This window comes from Kitasatospora sp. NPDC088160 (genome assembly GCF_044741445.1).
Taxonomy (GTDB): Bacteria; Actinomycetota; Actinomycetes; order Streptomycetales; family Streptomycetaceae; genus Kitasatospora.
In genome coordinates, this window is sequence record NZ_JBIUSS010000032.1 from 18,201 (window position 1) to 38,110 (window position 19,910).

The 19,910-nt window shown below is 72.6% G+C and carries 13 protein-coding genes; 7 read left to right on the forward strand and 6 right to left on the reverse strand.

Features of this window, described 5'->3' with window-relative positions:
• Positions 1-52: 52 nt before the first annotated feature.
• From ACIOGZ_RS36530 to ACIOGZ_RS36540, 3 genes are all read left to right on the forward strand, one after another.
• Entirely contained in the window at positions 53-577 is a 525-nt protein-coding gene (locus ACIOGZ_RS36530; protein ID WP_363581297.1) for a MepB family protein, read from the forward strand.
• Between the two features lie 146 nt (positions 578-723).
• The gene (locus ACIOGZ_RS36535; protein WP_400809210.1) at positions 724-1,545 is read left to right on the forward strand and encodes a lipase family protein; all 822 of its coding nucleotides are present in this window, start codon (positions 724-726) and stop codon (positions 1,543-1,545) included.
• 219 nt (positions 1,546-1,764) lie between these two features.
• Positions 1,765-2,046 (forward strand): hypothetical protein, encoded by a 282-nt coding sequence (locus tag ACIOGZ_RS36540; protein WP_363581293.1) that lies wholly within the window; start codon positions 1,765-1,767, stop codon positions 2,044-2,046.
• Between the two features lie 258 nt (positions 2,047-2,304).
• Here ACIOGZ_RS36540 and ACIOGZ_RS36545 read toward each other — a convergent pair whose 3' ends face one another.
• Complete coding sequence (locus ACIOGZ_RS36545; RefSeq protein ID WP_400809214.1) at positions 2,305-2,526, reverse strand: hypothetical protein; 222 nt, start codon at positions 2,524-2,526, stop codon at positions 2,305-2,307.
• Positions 2,527-3,428: 902 nt separating this feature from the next.
• Here ACIOGZ_RS36545 and ACIOGZ_RS36550 point away from each other — a divergent pair.
• On the forward strand, positions 3,429-8,561 hold the full coding sequence (locus ACIOGZ_RS36550; RefSeq protein WP_400989113.1) for an RICIN domain-containing protein: 5,133 nt from the start codon (positions 3,429-3,431) through the stop codon (positions 8,559-8,561).
• 280 nt (positions 8,562-8,841) lie between these two features.
• On the opposite strand, the gene ACIOGZ_RS36555 is transcribed toward ACIOGZ_RS36550, so the two are convergent.
• Genes ACIOGZ_RS36555 through ACIOGZ_RS36570 form a run of 4 tightly spaced genes read right to left on the reverse strand, consistent with a single transcriptional unit; the run spans position 8,842 to position 14,734 of the window.
• Complete coding sequence (locus ACIOGZ_RS36555; RefSeq protein ID WP_400989116.1) at positions 8,842-10,902, reverse strand: dipeptide ABC transporter ATP-binding protein; 2,061 nt, start codon at positions 10,900-10,902, stop codon at positions 8,842-8,844.
• Positions 10,903-10,921: 19 nt separating this feature from the next.
• Positions 10,922-11,839 (reverse strand): ABC transporter permease, encoded by a 918-nt coding sequence (locus ACIOGZ_RS36560; RefSeq protein ID WP_363581285.1) that lies wholly within the window; start codon positions 11,837-11,839, stop codon positions 10,922-10,924.
• On the reverse strand, positions 11,839-12,783 hold the full coding sequence (locus ACIOGZ_RS36565) for an ABC transporter permease (protein WP_363581283.1): 945 nt from the start codon (positions 12,781-12,783) through the stop codon (positions 11,839-11,841). The genes ACIOGZ_RS36560 and ACIOGZ_RS36565 overlap by 1 nt, the downstream gene beginning before the upstream one ends.
• A gap of 46 nt (positions 12,784-12,829) precedes the next feature.
• The gene (locus tag ACIOGZ_RS36570; protein ID WP_363581281.1) at positions 12,830-14,734 is read right to left on the reverse strand and encodes an ABC transporter substrate-binding protein; all 1,905 of its coding nucleotides are present in this window, start codon (positions 14,732-14,734) and stop codon (positions 12,830-12,832) included.
• Between the two features lie 404 nt (positions 14,735-15,138).
• Between ACIOGZ_RS36570 and ACIOGZ_RS36575 the strand changes: the two genes are divergently transcribed.
• The 3 genes from ACIOGZ_RS36575 (at position 15,139) to ACIOGZ_RS36585 (ending at position 18,832) form a co-directional block, all read left to right on the forward strand.
• Positions 15,139-16,743: an alpha/beta hydrolase gene (locus ACIOGZ_RS36575; protein ID WP_363581279.1), complete on the forward strand. Its 1,605-nt coding sequence runs from the start codon at positions 15,139-15,141 to the stop codon at positions 16,741-16,743.
• A gap of 71 nt (positions 16,744-16,814) precedes the next feature.
• On the forward strand, positions 16,815-17,516 hold the full coding sequence (locus tag ACIOGZ_RS36580; RefSeq protein ID WP_363581277.1) for a response regulator transcription factor: 702 nt from the start codon (positions 16,815-16,817) through the stop codon (positions 17,514-17,516).
• Complete coding sequence (locus ACIOGZ_RS36585; protein ID WP_363581275.1) at positions 17,516-18,832, forward strand: HAMP domain-containing sensor histidine kinase; 1,317 nt, start codon at positions 17,516-17,518, stop codon at positions 18,830-18,832. Before ACIOGZ_RS36580 ends, ACIOGZ_RS36585 begins: the two co-directional genes overlap by 1 nt.
• A gap of 95 nt (positions 18,833-18,927) precedes the next feature.
• Here ACIOGZ_RS36585 and ACIOGZ_RS36590 read toward each other — a convergent pair whose 3' ends face one another.
• Positions 18,928-19,884 carry a formylglycine-generating enzyme family protein gene (locus tag ACIOGZ_RS36590; protein WP_400989118.1) on the reverse strand — a complete coding sequence of 319 codons (957 nt, stop codon included), beginning with the start codon at positions 19,882-19,884 and terminating at the stop codon, positions 18,928-18,930.
• Between the last annotated feature and the right edge of the window lie 26 nt (positions 19,885-19,910).

A 19,910-nucleotide genomic window follows, 5' to 3' on the forward strand; every position in this document is an offset into this window, starting at 1 on the left:
GCCCCTGATAGAGCACCTCAAGGGGTGGCAGCCTCGATGGCAGAATGACGGAATGGTGACGAATCAGCCGTGGGCAGGACTTCATGCTGACCTGCTGGCGGCGAAGGCCTTGGTGTACGACCCGAGCGGTTTGGCCTGTTCGCCCCCGGTGGCCGAACCGGAGAGCACCGAATACGCGGCTTGCCGGTTCACGATCGACGGCCGCTCGGTCCGGTTCCGCGCGGCCAAAACCACCCCGACGAAGGCGGGCCAGTTCGTCACCGTGTGGCTGCGATCCGAAGAGGGACCGATCCGGCCCTTCGACACCGACGACGGGGTGGACCTCTTCGTCATCAGCTGCCGCGACGACAACGGCTTCGGGCAGTTCGTCTTCCCGTCCGAGGTGCTGTGCGAGCGCGACATCGTCTCCCGCAACGGCTCCGGCGGGAAACGAGGGTTCCGCGTCTACCCGCCATGGGTGACCACGACCAACCGGCAAGCGCGCAGCACGCAGGCCTGGCAGGTGAACCACTTCTTCCACATCGGCCAGAACGGGCCCGCCGACCTGGCGTACGCCCGCGCCCTCCACCACCCGTAGCCGCCCCCGTGCGCCGGCTCGGCTGTCGGGATGACATCCGGGCGCGGCCCACCCGGAGCGGCGGTCCGCGCTCTGGTACGACGGGGCTGATGTCCGCGCCGGCGGTGCGTCCCCCGTCCGCCGGCCGTCCCGGAGGAGAGATCGCCGTGCCCGTGCCCACCACCTTCGACCACCAGGCGAAGAACTACAGCGTCCCGCACGCCTACTGGCTGGCGAAGGCGTCCGAACTCGCCTACCAGGACGAGGCCACCATCGAACAGCAGGCCCGCGACTGGGGCTTCGACCGGGTGCGTCACCACCAGACCCGGTTCACTCCGCCCTTCCCGCTGGAGGACACCCAGGGCTACACCATGGCCAGCGACCACATGGTCGTCACGGCGTTCCGCGGCACCCAACCGACCGAGATCCGCGACTGGCTCTCCGACTCCTCCACGCCGCCCTGGCCCGGCCCCGCCCGCACCGGCTACGTCCACTACGGCTTCGCCGAAGCGCTGGAGTCGGTCTTCCCGGACGTCCGGGACGTCCACGCCCAGCTGCGCACCAACGGCCAGACCGTGTGGTTCACCGGCCACAGCCTCGGCGGAGCCCTGGCGATGCTGGCCGGCGCCCGGTTGTACCTGGAGGACCCGCGCCTCCAGGCCGACGGCATCATCACGTTCGGGCAGCCCCGCACCTGTGACCGGCTGCTCGCCGCCGCCTGCAACGAGGGCTTCAAGGGACGCCTGTACCGGTTCGTCAACAACAACGACATCGTGCCCCAGCTGCCGCCGGAGCCGGCCTACACCCACGTCGAGGCGCTGAAGTACATCGACTCCTCGGGCCGGCTCCACGACTCCATGGGCCTGGTCGCCGGGCTCGCCGACCGCGCCAAGGGCCTGACCGCCGACGCGTTCGCTCCGGCCACGGCCGGTGTGCGCGACCACGCGATGAAGCGCTACCTCGCGGCCCTGGAACAGAACCTCGCCTGACGGAGTCAGGCCCTGCGGGGGGGGACGGGCGCCGGTGGGTCCACGGCCGGCAGGCCGGGCCCGGCGAGCGGAGCCGGGCCGAGGGCCCGAGTGAACCGATGGTACGAACAGCCTCCCCCCGGTAGCGATGCGCACACGACCGTGTGTGGATGGTGACGGGCCGCCACACCACGGCCGTCCGATCCACCCTCACCATTCGCACCTCGAAGGGTTCCACCCATGCGTACCGCGCACCGCATCCTGGCCGTCTCCGTCCTCAGCCTCCCGCTCGTCATCGGCGCGGCGACCACCGCCTCCGCCGCCGAGACCGACAACATCCCCACCGTCAACTTCGACAGCGGCGCGTTCGCCGTCGGCCCGAACGGCAGCGCCCTTCAGGTCACCGACGCCCAGTTCGGCCCCTGTGGCTCCTCCTTCCTCACCGGCGCCGTCGTGGTCGGCCCTGGCGGCGTCGCGGGCAGCGCCACCGAGACCGGCATCAGCACCGGCGGGCAGGGCTGACCCCACCCGCACCCGCGCCACGGCTGCCCCGGGAGCACCCCGCCCCGGGGCAGCCGCCCGTCCGAAACCGGACGGGGCCAGGACAAAACGCCCTACCCGGCCCGCGGGAGGACACCCGCCCCCTGCCGGACGGCACCGCCAACGCCACGATCACCGGCGTCAGCGGCGCCGCCGTCCTCACCGAAGCCACCGGGGGACCGGGCGCCGGAGGGCACGGCAGCCGGCGCGCGCAGTGTCCGTCCGGCATCTGGTGCGTGGTCACCGGACGGCCCAGGCCAGGCAGGCGGGCTGGTGCCAGGTCGTCCGGACCACCTGGCCGCCGGGCAGCCTGTGCTCGCTGTTCCAGGTCCGGCAGCACCCGGCGGCAGGTCGACGCGGCCCGGACGGCACCGCGGGACCGACGGCCTGGCGGACGGGCACGGGCGCGAAGGCCGGCTTGCCAGGGCGGCCCCGGCGGCGCCTGGTGGAGGAAGTCGTCATGCCCGCCGTTCTGCCACCCCCGGCCCCCCCTCCAACCTCGCCTCACCCGAACGGATGAGCAGCCCGGGCCGGCTGCGGGACGCTGACGCGGCAGCAGGAAGCGGTGAGGGGCAGGCCTGGGCGAGGGCGTCGAGCAGGGGGCCTGCCGGGGGGCTTGCCGCCGGTGCGGCCCGTCTACAGGTCCCGCACGAGGATCAGGATCACCTGGGACTGCTGGTCGACCGTGGCCACTGGCGGGGCATCGGACCCGTCGCGGGTTCACAGCCGGTACCGCAGCGAGATATACGCGCCAGGGCCATCCGTTCATCGTTTGTCTACCACCCACTGTCAACGTGCCCCGGTACAGCTGTGAAGTTTCAAGGAGTTTCTCAATGGCACACCCGGGCACGGCCGCCTCACCGACCGAACGGCGAATACCGTGGCGACCACAATGGGCGTACACGGCGGTCGTACCGCTGTTCGCCCTGCTGGCGGGGCTCATCGGCGCGTTCCCGATACCCGCGCACGCGGTGGGCCCCGTCGCTCCGCCGCAGGCCGTACCAGCGACCGTTCAGGAACACTCGGCCGCGACCTACAACAATCGGTACGGCACCAGATGGCGGGGGGAGATCTTCGATCTCGCCCAACGTGTTGACATTCTCGCGCTGCAGGAAATCCGGGACGCGGAACCGGACGATCCGGACATCGTGCCCGAAGCATCGATCAACACGAACGGTTTCGAGGTCCAGAGGTACCGATGGGAGGTGTTTCCCGCCTGGACAGGCGGCACTCGCACCATCTACCGGGTCAGGACAGCCACCCGTGAAGAACGCTCGCTGGCCCTCGTGGTGCCCCGGAGCATCGACAACGCTGCGGCGCCCGTGGTGAGGGTCATCCCGCCTCAGCCGGAGAACAACGGCCAGGTGGCTAACGATGCCAAGCCCATCCTGGGCGTCAAGCTCGCGGACGGCACGTGGTACTACTCCATGCACGCCACCAACAGGGCAGCAGGCTTCCATGAGCGGAACAACGTGCCGGCCGCCATCCAGGCGGTCACGGCGACGGGCGACGCGAACTGGGCCCTGATGGGCGACTTCAACCGCGAGCCCGGGTCGCTGTCGATGGCGCAGGTGTTCGGCGACGGCCGTCGGCTCGTCAGCTCCGGCATGATGACCTACTCCAGGAACCGCCCGACCTCCGAATACGACTACATGATCGCCCGGGGGCTGCCGGCCGACCACCAGTACACGGCGCGCCGCCTCGGCTACGTGGAGGAATCGGACCACTTCCCGGTGATGTTCAGCAAGGACCCGCTGCGTCGCAAGGACGAGACCTGTCGGCCGAACGTCCCGTCCCCGCCCCGAGCAGCGGCCGCGTCCATGATCTCCCTCGCGGCGGCCGGCGTCCCCGCTGACGTCCCGGCCGGCGTCCCGGCCGACAGCGCGCCGCCGACGGCCTCCGCTTCCGCCGCCACAGCCCGGGAGCCGCAGCACGGGAAGGTCTCCGTCCTGACCTCCGGAGCCGCCGGCCTGGTCGCCGACGTGCCGGACGCCTCGCCCGCTCCGGGCAGCCCGGTACGGGCCGCCGCCCCCGACTGCTCCGCCGGGCAGAGCTGGGCGACCTGGCAGAAGGCGGACGACACCTGGGTGATCGAGACCGGCCGGACCAACGGCACCACCCCGGCCGGACAGGGCAGCGTGCTCAGCGTCCCCGCGTACGGTGACCGGCTGGCCGTGCGGCCGATCGAGAACGACGCGACGAACGGCAAGCCCGACGGCAGCCCCGGCCAGCGCTGGCGCTTCGTCGCCGACGGCGCGGGCGGCTACCGCATCACCACGGCCACCGACGGCCGTTGCCTCACCCTGGACGGCACCGCGCTGACGGTGGCGCCGTGCGACGGCTCCGACCGGCAGGGCTGGCACCTGTCCGTGCCGTGCTCCGGCGCCGGCCACACCGTCCCCGGCTTCCCCGACCTGCCGTGGCCGACCGTCGCGGACCGCCCCGAGGTGACCTGGCCGTCGCTGCCAGGGCACCCGGCGATCCCGTGGCCGTCCGTCCCGGGCTTCCCGGGCGTCCCGATGCCCGGCCACCCCGACCTGCCCGAGCTGCGCTGGCCCGGCTTCCCCACTCTGCCCACCACGGCGTGGCCCGCCGTCTCCGGCCACCCCGAGGCGACCTGGCCGGCCGTCCCCGGCTCCCCGACCGTCCCGTGGCCCGCCATGCCGGGCCACCCCGGCGTCCCGTGGCCGGTGCTGCCGCTGCCCGGCAACGGCAACGACGACGGCAGGACCCTGATCCCCGGGCTGCCGAGCGCCACCGACCCGGCGATCCCGGGGCACCCGGACCTGGCCTGGCCCACCGTGCCGGGATTCCCGCAGGTGAAGTGGCCCTCGGTGCCCGGCTCCCCGAACGTGCCGTGGCCGGGCCACCCCGACCTGCCGGATGCACCGGGGACGGACGGGCCCTCGCTTCCGGACGTCACCTGGCCGACGCTCCCGAGCATCCCGCTCTGGCGCTGGCCGTCCGTCCCCGGGTTCCCCACCGTCCCGTGGCCCTCCCTGCCGGGGCTGCCGGACGTCCCGTGGCCCGCGACCACCGGCTTCCCGAACGACCCCGCCGCCTGGTCGAACCCGCCCAAGTCGCCGGAGGAGCCTCCCAAGTGCAAGCGGAAGGACCAGCCGGACGGCAACACCCCTGGCGGTGACAACGGTTCCACCGGCGGCCGTCCGCCGGTGCCCGCGCCTCCGGGGATCTCGCTGCCCGGGTTCCCCGTTCTGCCCATGTTTCCGCCGATCTTCGGCGGCCCGTCGACTCCCAGCGGCCCCAACAACGGCACTGGACCCGACGGCGGCACTGGCAACGACGCCGGGACCGGCGCATACCTCCAGCCGGGCACCGGGGACACCCTCGTGCCCGACGTCCGCGGCTCCAGCACCGTGGCGGGCAACGCCGTCCAGGCCTACGAGCCGAACGGCACGGACGCGCAGAAGTGGGTGTTCTGGGACCGCGGCAACGGGAACTGGGCGATCGAGACCCGGCTCACCTACAACCGCGCCTCCGCCGCCGAGCGCATGCTGCTGGCCCACGACACCGGCCGGCACGAGAGCGTGCTCGCACCGGCCGCCGCGGACGGGCAGCCCGGCCAGCTGTGGCAGTTCAGGGACGCCGGGGGCGGCTGGACGAACGTCGTCAGCGCGGCCGGCGGCTGCCTGACCCAGCGCGGCGCGCACGAGGTACTGGCCGTCCGCGACTGCGACGGCAGCGCGCAGCAGAAGTGGAAGCTCTCCGGCACCGTGCCGACGACCGGGGGCGGCAACGGCAACAACGGCGGCAGCACGGGCGGTGGCGGCACCGGCGGCCAGCCGCCGCTGGGCGCCGGTGGTGCGCAGCCCGCACACAACCGGACGGTGGTACTGCAGTCGGGCAACGGCGGCCTGCTCGCGGACCTCGACGGCGCCAACACCGCCGCCGGGACCCGCATCAAGGCGCAGGGCCGCAACGGCAACGACGCGCAGAAGTGGACGCTGTGGCAGAAGCCGGACAGCCGGTGGCTGATCGAGACGAAGCTCGGCGGCGGCATGGTGATGGACCACAACCCCACCACCCACCGCACCCATCTCATCGGTGCGCAGGAGGGCAACGCCAACCAGCTGTGGCGGTTCACCGACGCCGGGGGCGGCTGGTTCACGGTCGTCAGCGCCGCCGGCAACGGCTGCCTCACGGCGGCGGCCGACGGTGCGGAGCTGGCGATCCTCGGCTGTGACGGCACCAACGCCCAGAAGTGGCGCCTGACCGAGGCCGTCGACAACCCGTCGACCGGCGGTGGCACCGGTGGCACCAGCGGTGACGGTGGCGGTGGCGGTGGCGGGAACTCCGGCGGCGCGGCCGCGGTGCCGGTCTACTCGGCGCTGCCGTCCAAGTGCCTGGACGTCACCGCCGGCAACACCGCGAACAACACCCCGATCGACCTCTACGACTGCAACAACACCGCCTCCCAGCAGTGGACCCCGACCGCGACCAGCGGCGGGCTCGTCCTGAAGGCGTTCGGCAAGTGCCTGGACGTCGCCGCCGGCAACACCGCCGGCGGCACCCGGGTGGGTCTGTACGACTGCAACGCCAGCGCGGCGCAGAACTGGCGCCAGGGCGCGGACTCCTCCCTGGTCAACCCGAACTCGGGCAAGTGCCTGGACGTCGTGGGGGGCAACTCCGCGAACGGCACCGCACTGCAGATCTGGGACTGCAACGCCAGCGACGCGCAGCGCTGGGGCCTGGGCACCGTCCCGCCGCGCGCCCCGCAGCGGCCCGCGCAGCAGCCCGGCACCACCCCGGTGGTGAGCCCCGGCGTCGGTTCGTCGCAGGTCGCCACCCTGCGCTCGGCGAACAACACCATGGTCGCGGACCTCGACGGCGCGAACACCGCCTCCGGCACCTCGATCAAGGCGCTCGGCTCGAACGGCAACGACGCGCAGCGCTGGGCGTTCTGGCCCACCGCGAACGGGCGCTGGATCATCGAGACGCTGCTGACCGACGGCAAGGCCGCCGCCGGCCAGGGCATGGTCATGGACCACGACCCGGGCACCCACCGCGCCCACCTGATCCGGACGATGGACGGCAACGCCAACCAGCACTGGGCCTTCCACGACGCCGGAGGCGGCTGGTTCTGGATCACCAGCGACACCGACAGCGGCTGCCTGACCGCCAACAACGCCGGTGAGCAGCTGGGCATCTGGGCCTGCGACGGCTCGGACCGCCAGCGCTGGCGGCTCGACAACATCCAGAACGGGCCCACCCCTGGCGGCGGCTCCGGCGGAGGCGGCGCCGGTGGGAACACCGGCGGCTCGTCCGGCGGTGGCGGTGGGAACAACGGCGGGAACAACGGCGGCTCGACGGGCGGAGGTTCGACCGGCGGCGGGAACGCCGGCAGCGGGGGAACCCCGCAGGCGCCCGGGGGCAGCGGGGTGCGCCACGGCGTCACCACCGTCCTGCGCTCCGGCAACAACGGCCTGGTCGCGGACCTCGACGGCGCCAACACCGCCGGCGGCACCCGGATCAAGGCCCTGGGCGGCAACGGCAGCGCCGCACAGCAGTGGATGCTGTGGCAGAAGCCCAACAACCAGTGGCTGATCGAGACGAAGTTCGCCGGGGCGATGGTGATGGACCACAACCCCAGCACCCACCGCACCCACCTCACCAGCGCCCAGGAGGGCAACGCCAACCAGCTCTGGCGCTTCCAGGAGAGCCAGAACTTGCCCGGCTGGTACCGGATCATCTCCGCGGCCGACAACGGTTGCCTCACCGCCGTCAACAGCAGCGAGGACCTCGCCGTCTGGGCCTGCACCTCCTCCACCGCCCAGTGGTGGAAGCTCGACGACTCAGCGGTCACCGGAGGTGGCGGTGGGAACACCGGCGGTGGCGGTACCGGCGGAGGCGGAGGCGGCGGGAACACCGGCGGCGGTGGCGGAGGAAGGGACCCGCGCTTCCCGGACAGCATCCAGCTCCCCCCGGTCTGCAACGGGCGGCAGTCCTCCGACTCGTGGATGTGGCACGGGGACACCCTGTGCCCAGGGCAGAGCCTGGAGTCCTCGGCGGCGGAGCAATCCACCCGGCTCGTCATGCAGCAGGACGGCAACCTCGTCGCCTACTACACGCAGGGCGACGCCATCGGCGACCACACCTGGCCCGTATGGGAGTCGAAGACCGTGGGCTGCGGGGCCAAGGCCGTCATGCAGGACGACGGGAACCTCGTCGTCACCGCCGCCGACGGGCGGGTCTGCTGGGCCTCGGGAACCAATGGCCGCAATGGCGCCTGGCTGATGGTCAGCCCCCTGGGCGACGTCCAGATCCTGCAGGCCGGCGACGCCACCGGCGCCGCCATCGACGGGGCCCGCGCGGTGGCTGCCGCAGGAAAGGGCGACTTCCTGGAGGCCTTCATCTACGCGCTCCAGGCGATCATCAAGGGCGTCCCGAAGGTGCAGTGGCAGACGAACACCGGACACCCGCGCCTGGTGCCGCCCAAGTGCGTCGTGACAGGAGGCCGGGTCATCCCCTGCACCTGACCTTCCTCCCGCGGGCAGCCCGCGGGCGCCCGGCACCCGCCGGGTGCGTCCGGACTCGCCGGCCTCTCGGAAACCGGCCCGGTGGCCTCCACCCCGCTCTCGGGGTGGAGGCCACCGCCATGTGCCCATCGCCACGTGCCCACCGCCATGTGCCCATCGCCACGTGCCCACCGCCGCGTGCCCATCGCCACGTGCCCACCGCCGCGTGCCCACCGCCATGTGCCCATCGCCGACGGCCTCGCCGGCCCGCTCCCGGAGGGGGCGTGGTCGGAGGCGCGGTTCAGCGGATCGGGGCGGCCCGCAGGGGGAAGTGGCAGGCGGCCAGGTGGTCGTCGGGGCCGAAGGCGGTGAGCTGTGGCTCGACCTCCGCGCAGATCTGCTGCGCCGCCGCGCAGCGGGTGCGGAAGCGGCAGCCGGACGGCGGGTCGATCGCGGACGGGAGTTCCCCGGCGACGCCCCGGCTGCTCTTGGCCTTCTCCACCACCGGGTCGGCCACCGGGATGGTGTCCAGCAGGCCGCGGGTGTAGTGGTGCACCGGGCGGGCGTACACCGACGGTGCGGGGCCGATCTCCACCAGTTTGCCCAGGTACATCACGCCGATCCGGTCGGACAGGTACCGGACCACGGACAGGTCGTGCGAGATGAACAGGTACGACAGTCCGAGTTCGCCCTGAAGGTCGCTCATCAGGTTGAGCACCTGCGACTGGATCGACACGTCCAGGGCCGAGACGGGCTCGTCCGCGACGATGAGCTTGGGGCGCAGGGCCAGCGCGCGGGCCAGTCCGATGCGCTGGCGCTGGCCTCCGGAGAACTCGTGCGGGTAGCGGTCCAGGGCGGTGAGCGGCAGGCCGACCAGGTCGAAGATCTGCCTGATCCGCCGGTCGCGCTCGGCCTGGCCGTCGACCCGGTGGATGTCCAGCGGCTCGCGCATGATCGATTGGACGGGCATCCGGGGGTTCATCGCCGCGTAGGAGTCCTGGAACATGAGCTGGACGTCCCGGCGCAGTCGGCGCCGCTCGGCCCGTGGCACCAGGGCCAGGTCCCGGCCCTCGAACACCAGGCTGCCGCTGGTGGGCCGCTCCAGGCCGACGATGAGCTTGCCGACGGTGGTCTTGCCGCAGCCGGACTCGCCGACCAGGCCGAGCGTCTCTCCCCGGCGGACCGTCAGGGAGATGTCGGCCACGGCGCTGACCGCGCCGACGGCCCGGCGCAGGATCAGGCCGCTGGTCACCGCGTACTGCTTGACCAGGTTGTCGATGCGCAGCAGCGGTTCGGCCGGCGCGTCGTCGGGCACCGCGGGGGCCCGTACCGCCGGGGCCCGTACCGGCGTCGCCGGGGGCGGTGCCACGGCGGTGGGGCGGCCGCCCGGCTCGGCTTCGCCGACCGGGAAGTAGCAGGCGTAGCGGTGTTCCGGGGCCTCCCCGGACAGCGGCGGCTCCTGCGCGTGGCACCGCTCGGTGGCGTAGCGGCAGCGTGCGGCGAACCGGCAGCCGGGCGGCGGGGTGGTCAGGTCCGGCGGCAGGCCGGGGATCGAGTAGAGCCGGCCGCCGGACTCGGCGAAACGTTCCGGCAGCGATTCGAACAGTGCCTCGGTGTACGGGTGGCGGGGGTTGGTGTAGAGCTCCTCGGTGCCGGTGGTCTCGACGACCTTCCCGGCGTACATGACGGCGATCCGGTCGGCCCGTCCGGCGATGACGCCGAGGTCGTGGGTGACCAGGATGACGGCCATGCCGAGCTGCTGCTTGAGGTGGTCGATGAGTTCGAGGATCTGCTTCTGGACGGTGACGTCGAGGGCGGTGGTCGGCTCGTCGGCGATGAGCAGCTTGGGCTCGTTGGCCAGGGCCATGGCGATCATGGCCCGTTGGCGCATCCCGCCGGACAGTTCGTACGGGTAGACCAGGGCCCGCTGGGCCGGGCTGGGCATCCCCACCAGGGACAGCACCTCGACGGCGCGCTCGTGCGCCTCCTTCCGGGAGGCCCGGCGGTGGATGCGCACGGACTCGGAGATCTGCCGGCCGATGGTCATCGTCGGGTTGAGCGAGGTGGTCGGGTCCTGGAAGATCATCCCGATGTCGTTGCCGCGCACCCGGTCCATCTTCTCGGGGCCGAGCGCGAGCAGATCGCGGCCGTCGAGCAGGACCCGGCCGTCGACGACGCTGCCGCCGTTCGGCAGCAGCTGCATGATCGACATGGCGGTCATGGTCTTGCCGCAGCCCGACTCCCCGACGATGCCGAGGGTCTCGCCGACGTCCACCGCGAGGTCGACGCCGTCCAGGGCGTGCACCACCGAGCGCTTCAGCCGGATCTCGGTGCGCAGGCCGGTCACTTCGAGGAGCGCCACTGCTGATCCTCCGTCGGGTTCACCGCTTCTGCAGCCGGGTTTCGAAGGCGTCGCGCAGGGCGTCGCCGATCACGTTGAAGCACAGGATGATCAGGATGATCACGGCGGCGGGCGGATAGATCATCCACCAGCAGCCCTGGCCGGCGAAGGTGGTGCCGACGTCGAGCATGCCGCCCAGGTCGTTGTTGGGGGCCTGGAGGCCCAGGCCGATGTAGCTGAGCGTGGACAGGGCGAAGACCGCGTCGGCGATCGAGAACGTGGTGTTGACGATCGTGGTCCCGATGGTGTTGGGCAGGATGTGCTTCAGCACGATCCGCCGGCCGCCCGCGCCCATCATCCGGGACGCGGCCACGTACTCGCGGACCTTGATGGCCAGGGCCTCGCCGCGGACCAGGCGGGTGATGCCGAACCAGGAGGTCAGGCCGACCTCCAGGATCAGCATGGCCTTGCTCTTCCCGTAGACGCTGCTGAGGTAGATCAGCAGGAAGATCAGCGGGAAGGACATGAAGGAGTCGATCACCCGCATCATCAACGCGTCGATCCAGCCGCCGAGATAGCCCGCGACCGCGCCGTACAGCGCGCCGAGGACGGCGGCGATCAGACCGGCGGCGAGGCCGATCTCCAGGCTGGTCTGCCCGCCGACCATCACCTTGCCGAGCTCGTCGATGCCGTCGTTGTCCGTGCCGAGCGGGTGCCCGGCGCCCGGCGGCAGGGTGACGGCGGAGAGGTTCACCACCGAGGTGTCGGCGTGGTAGAACAGCGGGCCGAGGAAGCAGAAGGCGATGATCGAGACCAGGACGGCGACGGCGACCAGGGCCAGCCTGTTCTCGGCGAAGACCTCCGCGCCGCGCCGGAGCATCGAGCGGGGCCGCCCGGCCGGCTCCCCGCCCGGGGCGGAGGCGGGCCGACCTTCCGTGGTACCGGGTGTCAGGGCCATCAGGTGAGCCTCACTCGTGGGTCCAGCACGGCGTAGCCGAGGTCGGCCAGCAGCGAGCCGACCACGGTGGTCACCGCGGTGAGCAGGGTGGCCGCCAGGGTGATGCCGTAGTCGTTCTGCAGCGCGGCACGGGTGGTCAGCAGGCCGATGCCCTGGATGTTGAAGACGTACTCGACGATCAGCGCGCCGCCGACCAGCGCGGGCAACGAGAGCCCGACCAGGGTGACCATCGGGATCAGGGCGTTGCGCAGCACGTGGCCGTACAGGGTGCGGCGCCGGGAGGCGCCCTTGGCCTGGGCGGACCGCACGTAGTCCTGGGTGATCTGGTCCAGCACCCCGGAGCGCATGTAGCGGCTGTAGCCGGCCACGGTGGTGACGGTCAGGGTCAGGACGGGCAGGCAGACGGCCCCGGGGTGGGTGAGCGCGTCACCGAAGGTGGCCACCTGGTCCTGCACCGAGACCCAGTGCAGATCGTCCTCGAACCACTGCTGGATCAGGAAGCCGATGAAGAACGTCGGCACGCCGTAGGCGACGAAGGAGAACACCGTGAAGGCGTGGTCCAGCACGCTGTTGCGGCGGGTGGCCTGGAGCAGGCCCGCCGGCACCGCGATCAGCAGCGCGAGCAGCAGCGAGGCGCCGACGATGTAGGCGGAGGCGCCGAGGGCGTTGAACAGCAGGTCGGAGATCGGGCGCTGCTGGATGTAGTCGAAGCCCAGGTTGCCGTGCAGCAGGCCGTCCAGCCAGGTCCAGTACTGCACGTAGACGGGGCGGTCCAGACCCATCTGCTGGGTCAGGTGGGCGATGTTGGCCGGGGTGGCGTGGGAGCCGAGGATCGCCCGGACCGGGCCGCCCGGCATGAGCTGCATCAGGCCGAAGGAGATGACGGTGACCATCAGCACCGTCAGGAGGGCCTGGAACAGCCGTCGGATCAGGTAGGCCGTCACCGCCGCCCCCCGAGGGGGGCAGCGGCGACGCCGTTACGGATGGCCGTCATTTCGTGTAGTACCAGTACTCCGGCTCGTAGCCCTGGAAGGGGTCACCGGCGTCGAGGTGCAGCTTCTTGGTGACCTCGCTGATCGCGAGCGTGTTGGGGGTGTAGATGACCGGCTGGTCGCCCGCGATGTAGTCCTCGTAGGCGTACAGGTCGTTGACGTCGCTGCCGGTGGTGGTCTTGACGATCAGCTGGTCCAGCTTCGGGTCGGAGAAGCTCCAGACGTTCGGCCCGGCTCCGGTGGCGAACAGCGCGTCGCCGGTCGGGTAGTAGTCGGGGGCGTAGACCCAGCCGCCGTAGAGCAGGCCCTGCCACTGGCAGCCGGCCGGCTGGTCGGCGCCGCAGGCCACGCCCTCGTTGCCGATGGTGTTCTGGGTCTGGCTGACCATGGTGATGCCGATGCCCGCCTTGGCCGCGTCCGAGCGCATGTCCGCCGCCATGGTGTCCAGCGCGGCCTGGCCGGAGGGGTAGTCGAGCGTGAACGCGGCCTTGGTGCCCGCCGCGATACCGGCGCCGCACTGGTTCGGGCCGGTGCCCGGGTCGGTGCAGGTGGCCGGGACGCTGTCGGTGTTCCAGCCGTGGCTGCTCAGCAGCTGTTTGGCGGCCGCCGGGTCGTAGGTGGCGCGCTCGGACTGGCTCTTGGGGGAGAGCGGGTTGCCGGCCGGGAGGCTGGGCACGGCGCCGGTGCTCGGGTAGCCCCAGCCCTTCCAGATGCCGTTGATGATGCCCTGCTGGTCCACGGTGTCCTGGACGGCCTTGGTGAAGTAGGGCTGCTTGAACAGCGGCCCTACGGCCGGGTTGGCGAAGTTGATCTGGTAGTACGAGATCTCGTCCAGGTAGGTCGGGGCCGGGATGTAGTAGCCCGCGCCGCTCAACGGGTTGCCCGCGTCCGGGTTCTTGGCGTTGAAGGTCGGGGAGTTCTCGGCCGGCAGGTAGCCGACGTCGATGGCGTTGGCGCCGCCGCTGCCGGCCTTCAGGTCCGCGTACTCCGTGGTGGCCGAGGTGTACGGGACGAAGTCCACCTCGTCGAGGTGCGGCTTCTGCGGGCCCGAGTAGGCGGGGTTCGGCACGATCCCGTACGCGCCGGAGGTGCCGTTGTAGTTCTTGAGCTTCCACGGGCCGTCGACCACCGACCACAGCGGGCTGCCCGCGAAGTCGCCGCCCTTGGTCGACTGCGCGCTGAGGTAGGCGTAGTCGGCCGCGCAGTCCTTCGCTGCGGCGTCCGAACCGAACGCGTCGCTCGCGCAACTGCCCTTCTGCCCCTGGCCGGTGAGGTCCCAGGCGAGCGGCATCGGCGTGATCTGGCTGAGCTCGTCGTCGGTGAACCAGGTCTGGTTGACCGGGGTGTTGAGGGTCAGCGTCAGGGTCTGTCCCGAGGCGGTCGCCGAAGCCACGTTGTCCGGGAAGTACTTGGCGCCGATCGCCGGGTTCGGCGGGGTGTAGTAGCCGCTGTTGGACGACTCGGCCTTGGCCATGTTGATCCAGAACAGCACGTCCTGGGCGTTGACGTCCTCACCGTTGGACCACTTCCACGGCTTGACCTGGAGGGTGACGGTCCTGCCGTCCGCGCTCCAGGTGGGCGCCTCGCCGAGGGAAACCTCCGGGTCGAGGGCGACCTTGTCGTTCAGGCCCCAGTAGTACAGGGGGCGGTAGAACAGCTCCTGGAACTGGCTGGTGTTCACCGTGGTGACCTGGGCCGGGGAGTCGAACGGCCAGATGGCGTCCGGGAAGGTGGAGGGCGCCTCGGCGACCCGCACCACACCTCCCTGCACCGCCGCTCCGGCCGGCCCCGGGTTGCCGCTGCCGCCGCCCCCACCGCCGCCACTGCAGGCCGCGGCGGTTGCCACGACCGTGACCAGCGCCACCACCTGCGCGAATCTGCGCGCTCCTGCGGACTTCGTCATCCTTGACTTGCCCCTCTCCCCCACGTGAACACCACGAGTTCTTTCCTTGCGCGACCTGACGGTTCGCCGACGCGGGCATGGCGATGCCGTGGCCGGGCAAGGTGAGCGGCTTTCCCGACGGCGGGAAGGCACCGGCGTCCGTGGGCTTCAGCCGCTTGCCGCGTGCTGGCCCTGCCCCGTCCGGTGCTACCAGTTAGACCGATTTTTCGAACAGAGAGAAGCCTTGGGGACGACTCGTGTTCGTCAAGTTTCCATCAAGGAAAGGATCTTGAGGACACGCATGGTTCTCGCACCGGGACCGGCCGGAGTTCTTACACGCCTTTGCCGTCGCTCTGCCGAACCGCTGACCGGCACCCGGCAGGGTCGTGCCCACACCGACCGCAGAACGTACGGAGGGCACCACGATGACGACGAACACGGCGACGAACACGGCGGCAGGGACGACCGGTACGGCGACGGACGCGACCGCGAGCCGGGCGAAGGAGCCGGCCCGCCGGGGCGGGCTGGCCGCCGCCGCGCTGGCGGTGCTGGCGGCGGTGCTTCCGGTCACCACCGCCTCGCCCGCGCAGGCCGCCCCCACCGGGGCGGCGGGCCGGCCCGCGTGGTGCCCTACCGTCCCCGGGCACCAGGTCGACTGCACGACCATGCGCCGCCCGCTGGTGGCGGACGAGCCGCGCCTGGGCGGCATCGGCGTGAGCTACGCGGTGGTGCGCCACAGCCGCCCCGGCCCGGCCCGGGGCACCATCGCGTTCAACCCCGGCGGCCCCGGCGAGACCCTCATCGACCGCGCCGACCAGGTGGCCGGGGCACTGCAGGGGGTGCTGGACGACTACGACCTGCTCCTGCTGGACCCGCGCGGCACCGGCCGCTCCGGCCGGCTCCCCTGCGACGTCACCGAGGCCGACTACCGCTTCGCCCCGCGCCCCGCCCAGCGCGAGCTCGTCGCCGACTGCGCCGAGGAACTCGGCCCGCGCGCCCGCGGCTACACCAGCGCCGCCACCGCCGACGACCTCGATGCCGCCCGCGCGCGCCTGGGCGCCCCGAAGCTGGTCCTGTACGGCCTGTCGTACGGCACCTACCTGATGCCGGTCTACGCCGACCGCCACCCCCAGCGGGTCGAGTCGATGGTGCTGTCCGGCGCCTACCCGCTCGCCTTCGACTCCCTGGCCCGGCCCGGCGCCCAGCAGGTCTCCCTGACGCTGCGCCGGATCTGCGAGCGCAGCGGGGCCTGCGACCCGGAAGGCGCCGTCCGCGACCTCGCCGCCACCACCGAGCGGCTGCGCACCCACCCGCTGGTGCTGACCGCCTCCCTCGGCGGCAGGCCGCGCACCGTGGTCTTCAGCGAGGACAAGCTCGCCGACCTGATGTACGAACCCGCCACCCGAGGCATCGGCCTGCACCCCGAGGAGCCCGGTCTGCTCGGCGCGCTGCCGGCCGCCCTGCACGCCCTCGCCGCGGGCGACGAGGGGCCGCTGGCCGCCCTGGTGCGCGCCGAGGTCGAGCACACCGGCACCGAGGACCAGGCCTCCTTCCTGGCCGTCACCTGCAACGACTACGCCCGTGCGTGGGACCCGGCCGCCCCGCCCGCCGAGCGCCGCCGCCAGTACCGGGCCGCGCTGGCCGCCGCCGACCCGGCCGACTTCGGGGCGTTCAGCGTCAAGGGCTGGACCGAGGGGCAGACCGACGGCGGCGACAACTGCCTGTCCTGGCCGCGCCGCGGCACCGCCAACCCGCAGCCGACCGACCTGAAGAACGTGCCCGACGTGCCCGTCCTGGTGCTCTCCGGGGACCTCGACACCAACACCCCCGAGGCCAACTCCCGCCTCTCCGCAGCCCAGTTCCGCCGCAGCGCCTTCGTCTCCGTGCCCAACAGCGGGCACGTCCCGGAGATGGAGTCCACCGGCTGCGCGGTGGACATCTCCACCCACTTCATCCGCACCGGCGCGGTCGGCGACACCTCCTGCCTCGCGCACATCCCCCCGGTCCCCGTCGTCCCGGTCCCCCGCTGACCCTCTGACCGGCCGCCCTCGACCACCCCCCGACCGGCATGACCACGCCCGCCACCAGCGAAGATGACACCATGACAGATCCCACCGCCGCCCGGCGCACCGTCCTGGTCGTCGAGGACGACCCCGGCGTCCGCAACACCCTCGACCACCTGCTGCGCTTCGAGGGCTACCGGGTACTCACCACCGCCGACGGACAGGAGGCCCTGGAGCTCCTGGAGCACCGGCGCCCCGACCTCGCCGTGGTGGACGTGGTCATGCCCCGCCTCGACGGCCTCGCGCTGTGCCGGATGCTGCGCCGGCGCGGCGACCGCCTGCCCGTCCTGGTCCTCACCGCCCGCCACCAGCTCGGCGACCGGGTCGCCGGGCTCGACGCCGGCGCCGACGACTACCTGGCCAAGCCCTTCGCCACCGAGGAACTCCTGGCCCGTATACGCGCCCTGCTGCGCCGCACCGAGCCGCTCGGCGGCGAGAGCGCCGAACTCGGCCTCGACGACCTCGCCCTGGACCCCGGCGCCCGCCAGGCCCACCGCGGCGGGCGCCGGCTCGACCTGACCAAGACCGAGTTCGACCTGCTGGAACTGCTCCTGCGCAACCAGGGCACCGTCCTGACCCGCCACCAGATCTACGAACGCATCTGGGGCTACGACTTCGACACCGACTCGCGCTCGCTCGACGTCTACGTCGGCTACCTGCGCCGCAAGACCGAAGACGGCGGCGCGCCCCGGCTGATCCACACCGTGCGCAACGTCGGCTACACCGCCAGGACCGCCTGATGCTGCGCACCAGGATCGGCCTCGTGGTCCTCGCCTCCGTCCTGCTGGCCATCGCCGTGCCCGTCACCGCCGCCTACCGCGGCGTCAGCACCCTGGTCGCCGACCAGCTCGACCGGAGCCTGGAGGACCGGGCCCACACCGTGCTCGCCGCCCTGGACCTCGACCGCTCCCCGCCCGCACGGCCCGACACCGTCGAACAGCTGCTGCTCCCCGACGGCACCACCCGGCCGCTGGGGGCCCCGGGCGGCCCGGCGCTGCCCGTCTCGGCCCGGGCCCGGGAGGTGGCCCGTACCGCACAGGGCGCCCACCAGGAGGACGCCACCGTCGACGGCACCCCCTACGGCATCCTCACCAAGGCCCGCCCCGACGGGCAGGGCGCGGTGATGGTCGGCCAGACCTACGCCGGGGCGCAGACCGTCGACGACGCGTTCCTGCGCCGCATCACCTGGACCAGCGCCGCGGCCGCGGCCGCCTCCGCGCTGCTCAGCTGGCTCGTCCTCGGCCGGATCCTGCGCCCGGTGCGACGCCTGGCCCGCGCCGCCGAACACATCACCACCACCCGCGACCTGACCACCCCGCTGCCCGCCGCCGGGCGCGACGAAGTCGGCCGCCTCACCCGCGCCTTCGAGGCGATGGTCGGCGCCCTGCGCCGCTCCCGCGACCAGCAGCAGCGCCTGGTCCAGGACGCCAGCCACGAGCTGCGCACCCCGCTGACCTCGGTACGCGGCTGCGCCGAACTCCTCCAGCGCGCCCGCGGCCGGCTCGCCCCCGCGGACGAGGAACAGATCCTCGCCACCCTGGTCACCGAAACCGTCGCACTCGACGAACTCGTGCGCGAACTGGTCGAGTTGGCCACCGACCAGCAGACCGTGGAGGACCCGGAGCCGGTGGACCTGACGGCCGCCGCCGAGGACAGCGCCCGGCGCTTCCGGCGCCGCACCGGCCGCGAGATCACCGTCACCGCCGAACGGCCCGTGCCGGTACGGGCCCGCCCGCGCGCGCTGCAGCGCTGCGTGGACAACCTGGTCGGCAACGCCGTCAAGTTCAGCCCGGACGGCACCCCAGTGGAGGTCCACGTCACCGGCACCCGGCTGGCCGTGCGCGACCACGGGCCCGGCATCGCCCCCGGCGACCGGCAGGCCGTCTTCGAGCGCTTCTACCGCGCCGCCGGCACCCAGTCGACCCCGGGCTCGGGGCTGGGCCTGGCCATCGTCCACGACCTCGTCGCCGCCGACCACGGCACCGTCTTCGCCACCGCCGCCCCCTCCGGCGGCGCCGAGGTCGGCTTCCACCTGCCACCCGCACCGGAGGGCTGACGGCCCGCCCGGAGGTCGGGACGAGGTCAGGACAGCGGGTCGGTGATCTGCGAGCCCGGCTGAACGGCGTGGCCCGTCGCGGACGGGTCGGCGCGTCAGTCGGGCTGTTCGGCGTTGCGGGCGCAGCGGAAGCCGGCGTGGCCGCTGGAGCTGTCGGGGGTGTTGGAGCTGCGGGCGGCGACGCGGTAGCGGTTGCAGTAGGACTCGTGGCACAGGTGGGAGCCGCCGCGGATGACCTTGGCGGTTCCGGTGGCGGGGCCGGTGGGGTTGGCCGGGGTGGGGGATGCGGGGTGGTCGGTGGTCCACCAGTCGGCGCACCACTCCCACACGTTGCCGGACATGTTGTACAGGCCGAAGCCGTTCGGTGCGAAGGAGCCGGCGGGGGCGGTGGCGCGGTGGCCGTCCGCGGCCGTGTTCTTCGCCGGGAAGGTGCCGCGCCAGATGTTGCAGCGGTGGGTGCCGTCGGGATCGAGTTCGTCGCCCCACGGGTACCGGGCCTGTTCGAGTCCGCCGCGGGCCGCGTACTCCCACTCCGCTTCGGTGGGCAGGCGTTTGCCGGCCCAGGAGGCGTAGGCGTGCGCGTCGTTCCAGGAGACGTGGACGACGGGGTGGTCGCCGCGGTCGGCGACCGTGCTGCCCGCGCCCTCGGGCCGGTCCCAGGCGGCTCCGGTGACCGCGCACCACCAGGGGGTTCGCTCCACCCGTACGGCGGTGCGCCGCACGGCGGCCGGGAGGAAGCCGGCGAAGACGTAGGACCAGCCCAGGCGCTCGGCGTCGGTGCGGTAGCCGGTGTCGGCGGCGAACGCGGTGAACTGCTCGTTGGTGACCGCGCGGGCGTCGATGAGGAACGGGTCCAGCCGGACCTGCCGCACGGGGCCTTCGCCGTCGTCGGGGAAGCCTTCGGAGTCGTCGGTGCCCATCAGGAACCCGCCGCCGGGCAGGAGGACCATGCCGTCCGTCGGGCCGGCGGGACGCGGGGCCGCGAGGTGGAGCGGGCGGAGCGCGCCGGGGCCTCGCGAGGGCGTGCAGCAGGGCGCCGAGGGCAGGTTCACGGGTTCCTCCGGGGGTGGGTTCAGCC

Bases quoted from the DNA above. Each gene is read 5' to 3' on its own strand.
- ACIOGZ_RS36530 (WP_363581297.1), top strand. From the start codon at position 53: ATGGTGACGAATCAGCCGTGGGCAGGACTTCATGCTGACCTGCTGGCG.
- ACIOGZ_RS36540 (WP_363581293.1), top strand. From the start codon at position 1,765: ATGCGTACCGCGCACCGCATCCTGGCCGTCTCCGTCCTCAGCCTCCCG.
- ACIOGZ_RS36545 (WP_400809214.1), bottom strand. From the start codon at position 2,526: ATGACGACTTCCTCCACCAGGCGCCGCCGGGGCCGCCCTGGCAAGCCG.
- ACIOGZ_RS36560 (WP_363581285.1), bottom strand. From the start codon at position 11,839: ATGGCCCTGACACCCGGTACCACGGAAGGTCGGCCCGCCTCCGCCCCG.
- ACIOGZ_RS36570 (WP_363581281.1), bottom strand. From the start codon at position 14,734: ATGACGAAGTCCGCAGGAGCGCGCAGATTCGCGCAGGTGGTGGCGCTG.
- ACIOGZ_RS36575 (WP_363581279.1), top strand. From the start codon at position 15,139: ATGACGACGAACACGGCGACGAACACGGCGGCAGGGACGACCGGTACG.
- ACIOGZ_RS36580 (WP_363581277.1), top strand. From the start codon at position 16,815: ATGACAGATCCCACCGCCGCCCGGCGCACCGTCCTGGTCGTCGAGGAC.
- ACIOGZ_RS36585 (WP_363581275.1), top strand. From the start codon at position 17,516: ATGCTGCGCACCAGGATCGGCCTCGTGGTCCTCGCCTCCGTCCTGCTG.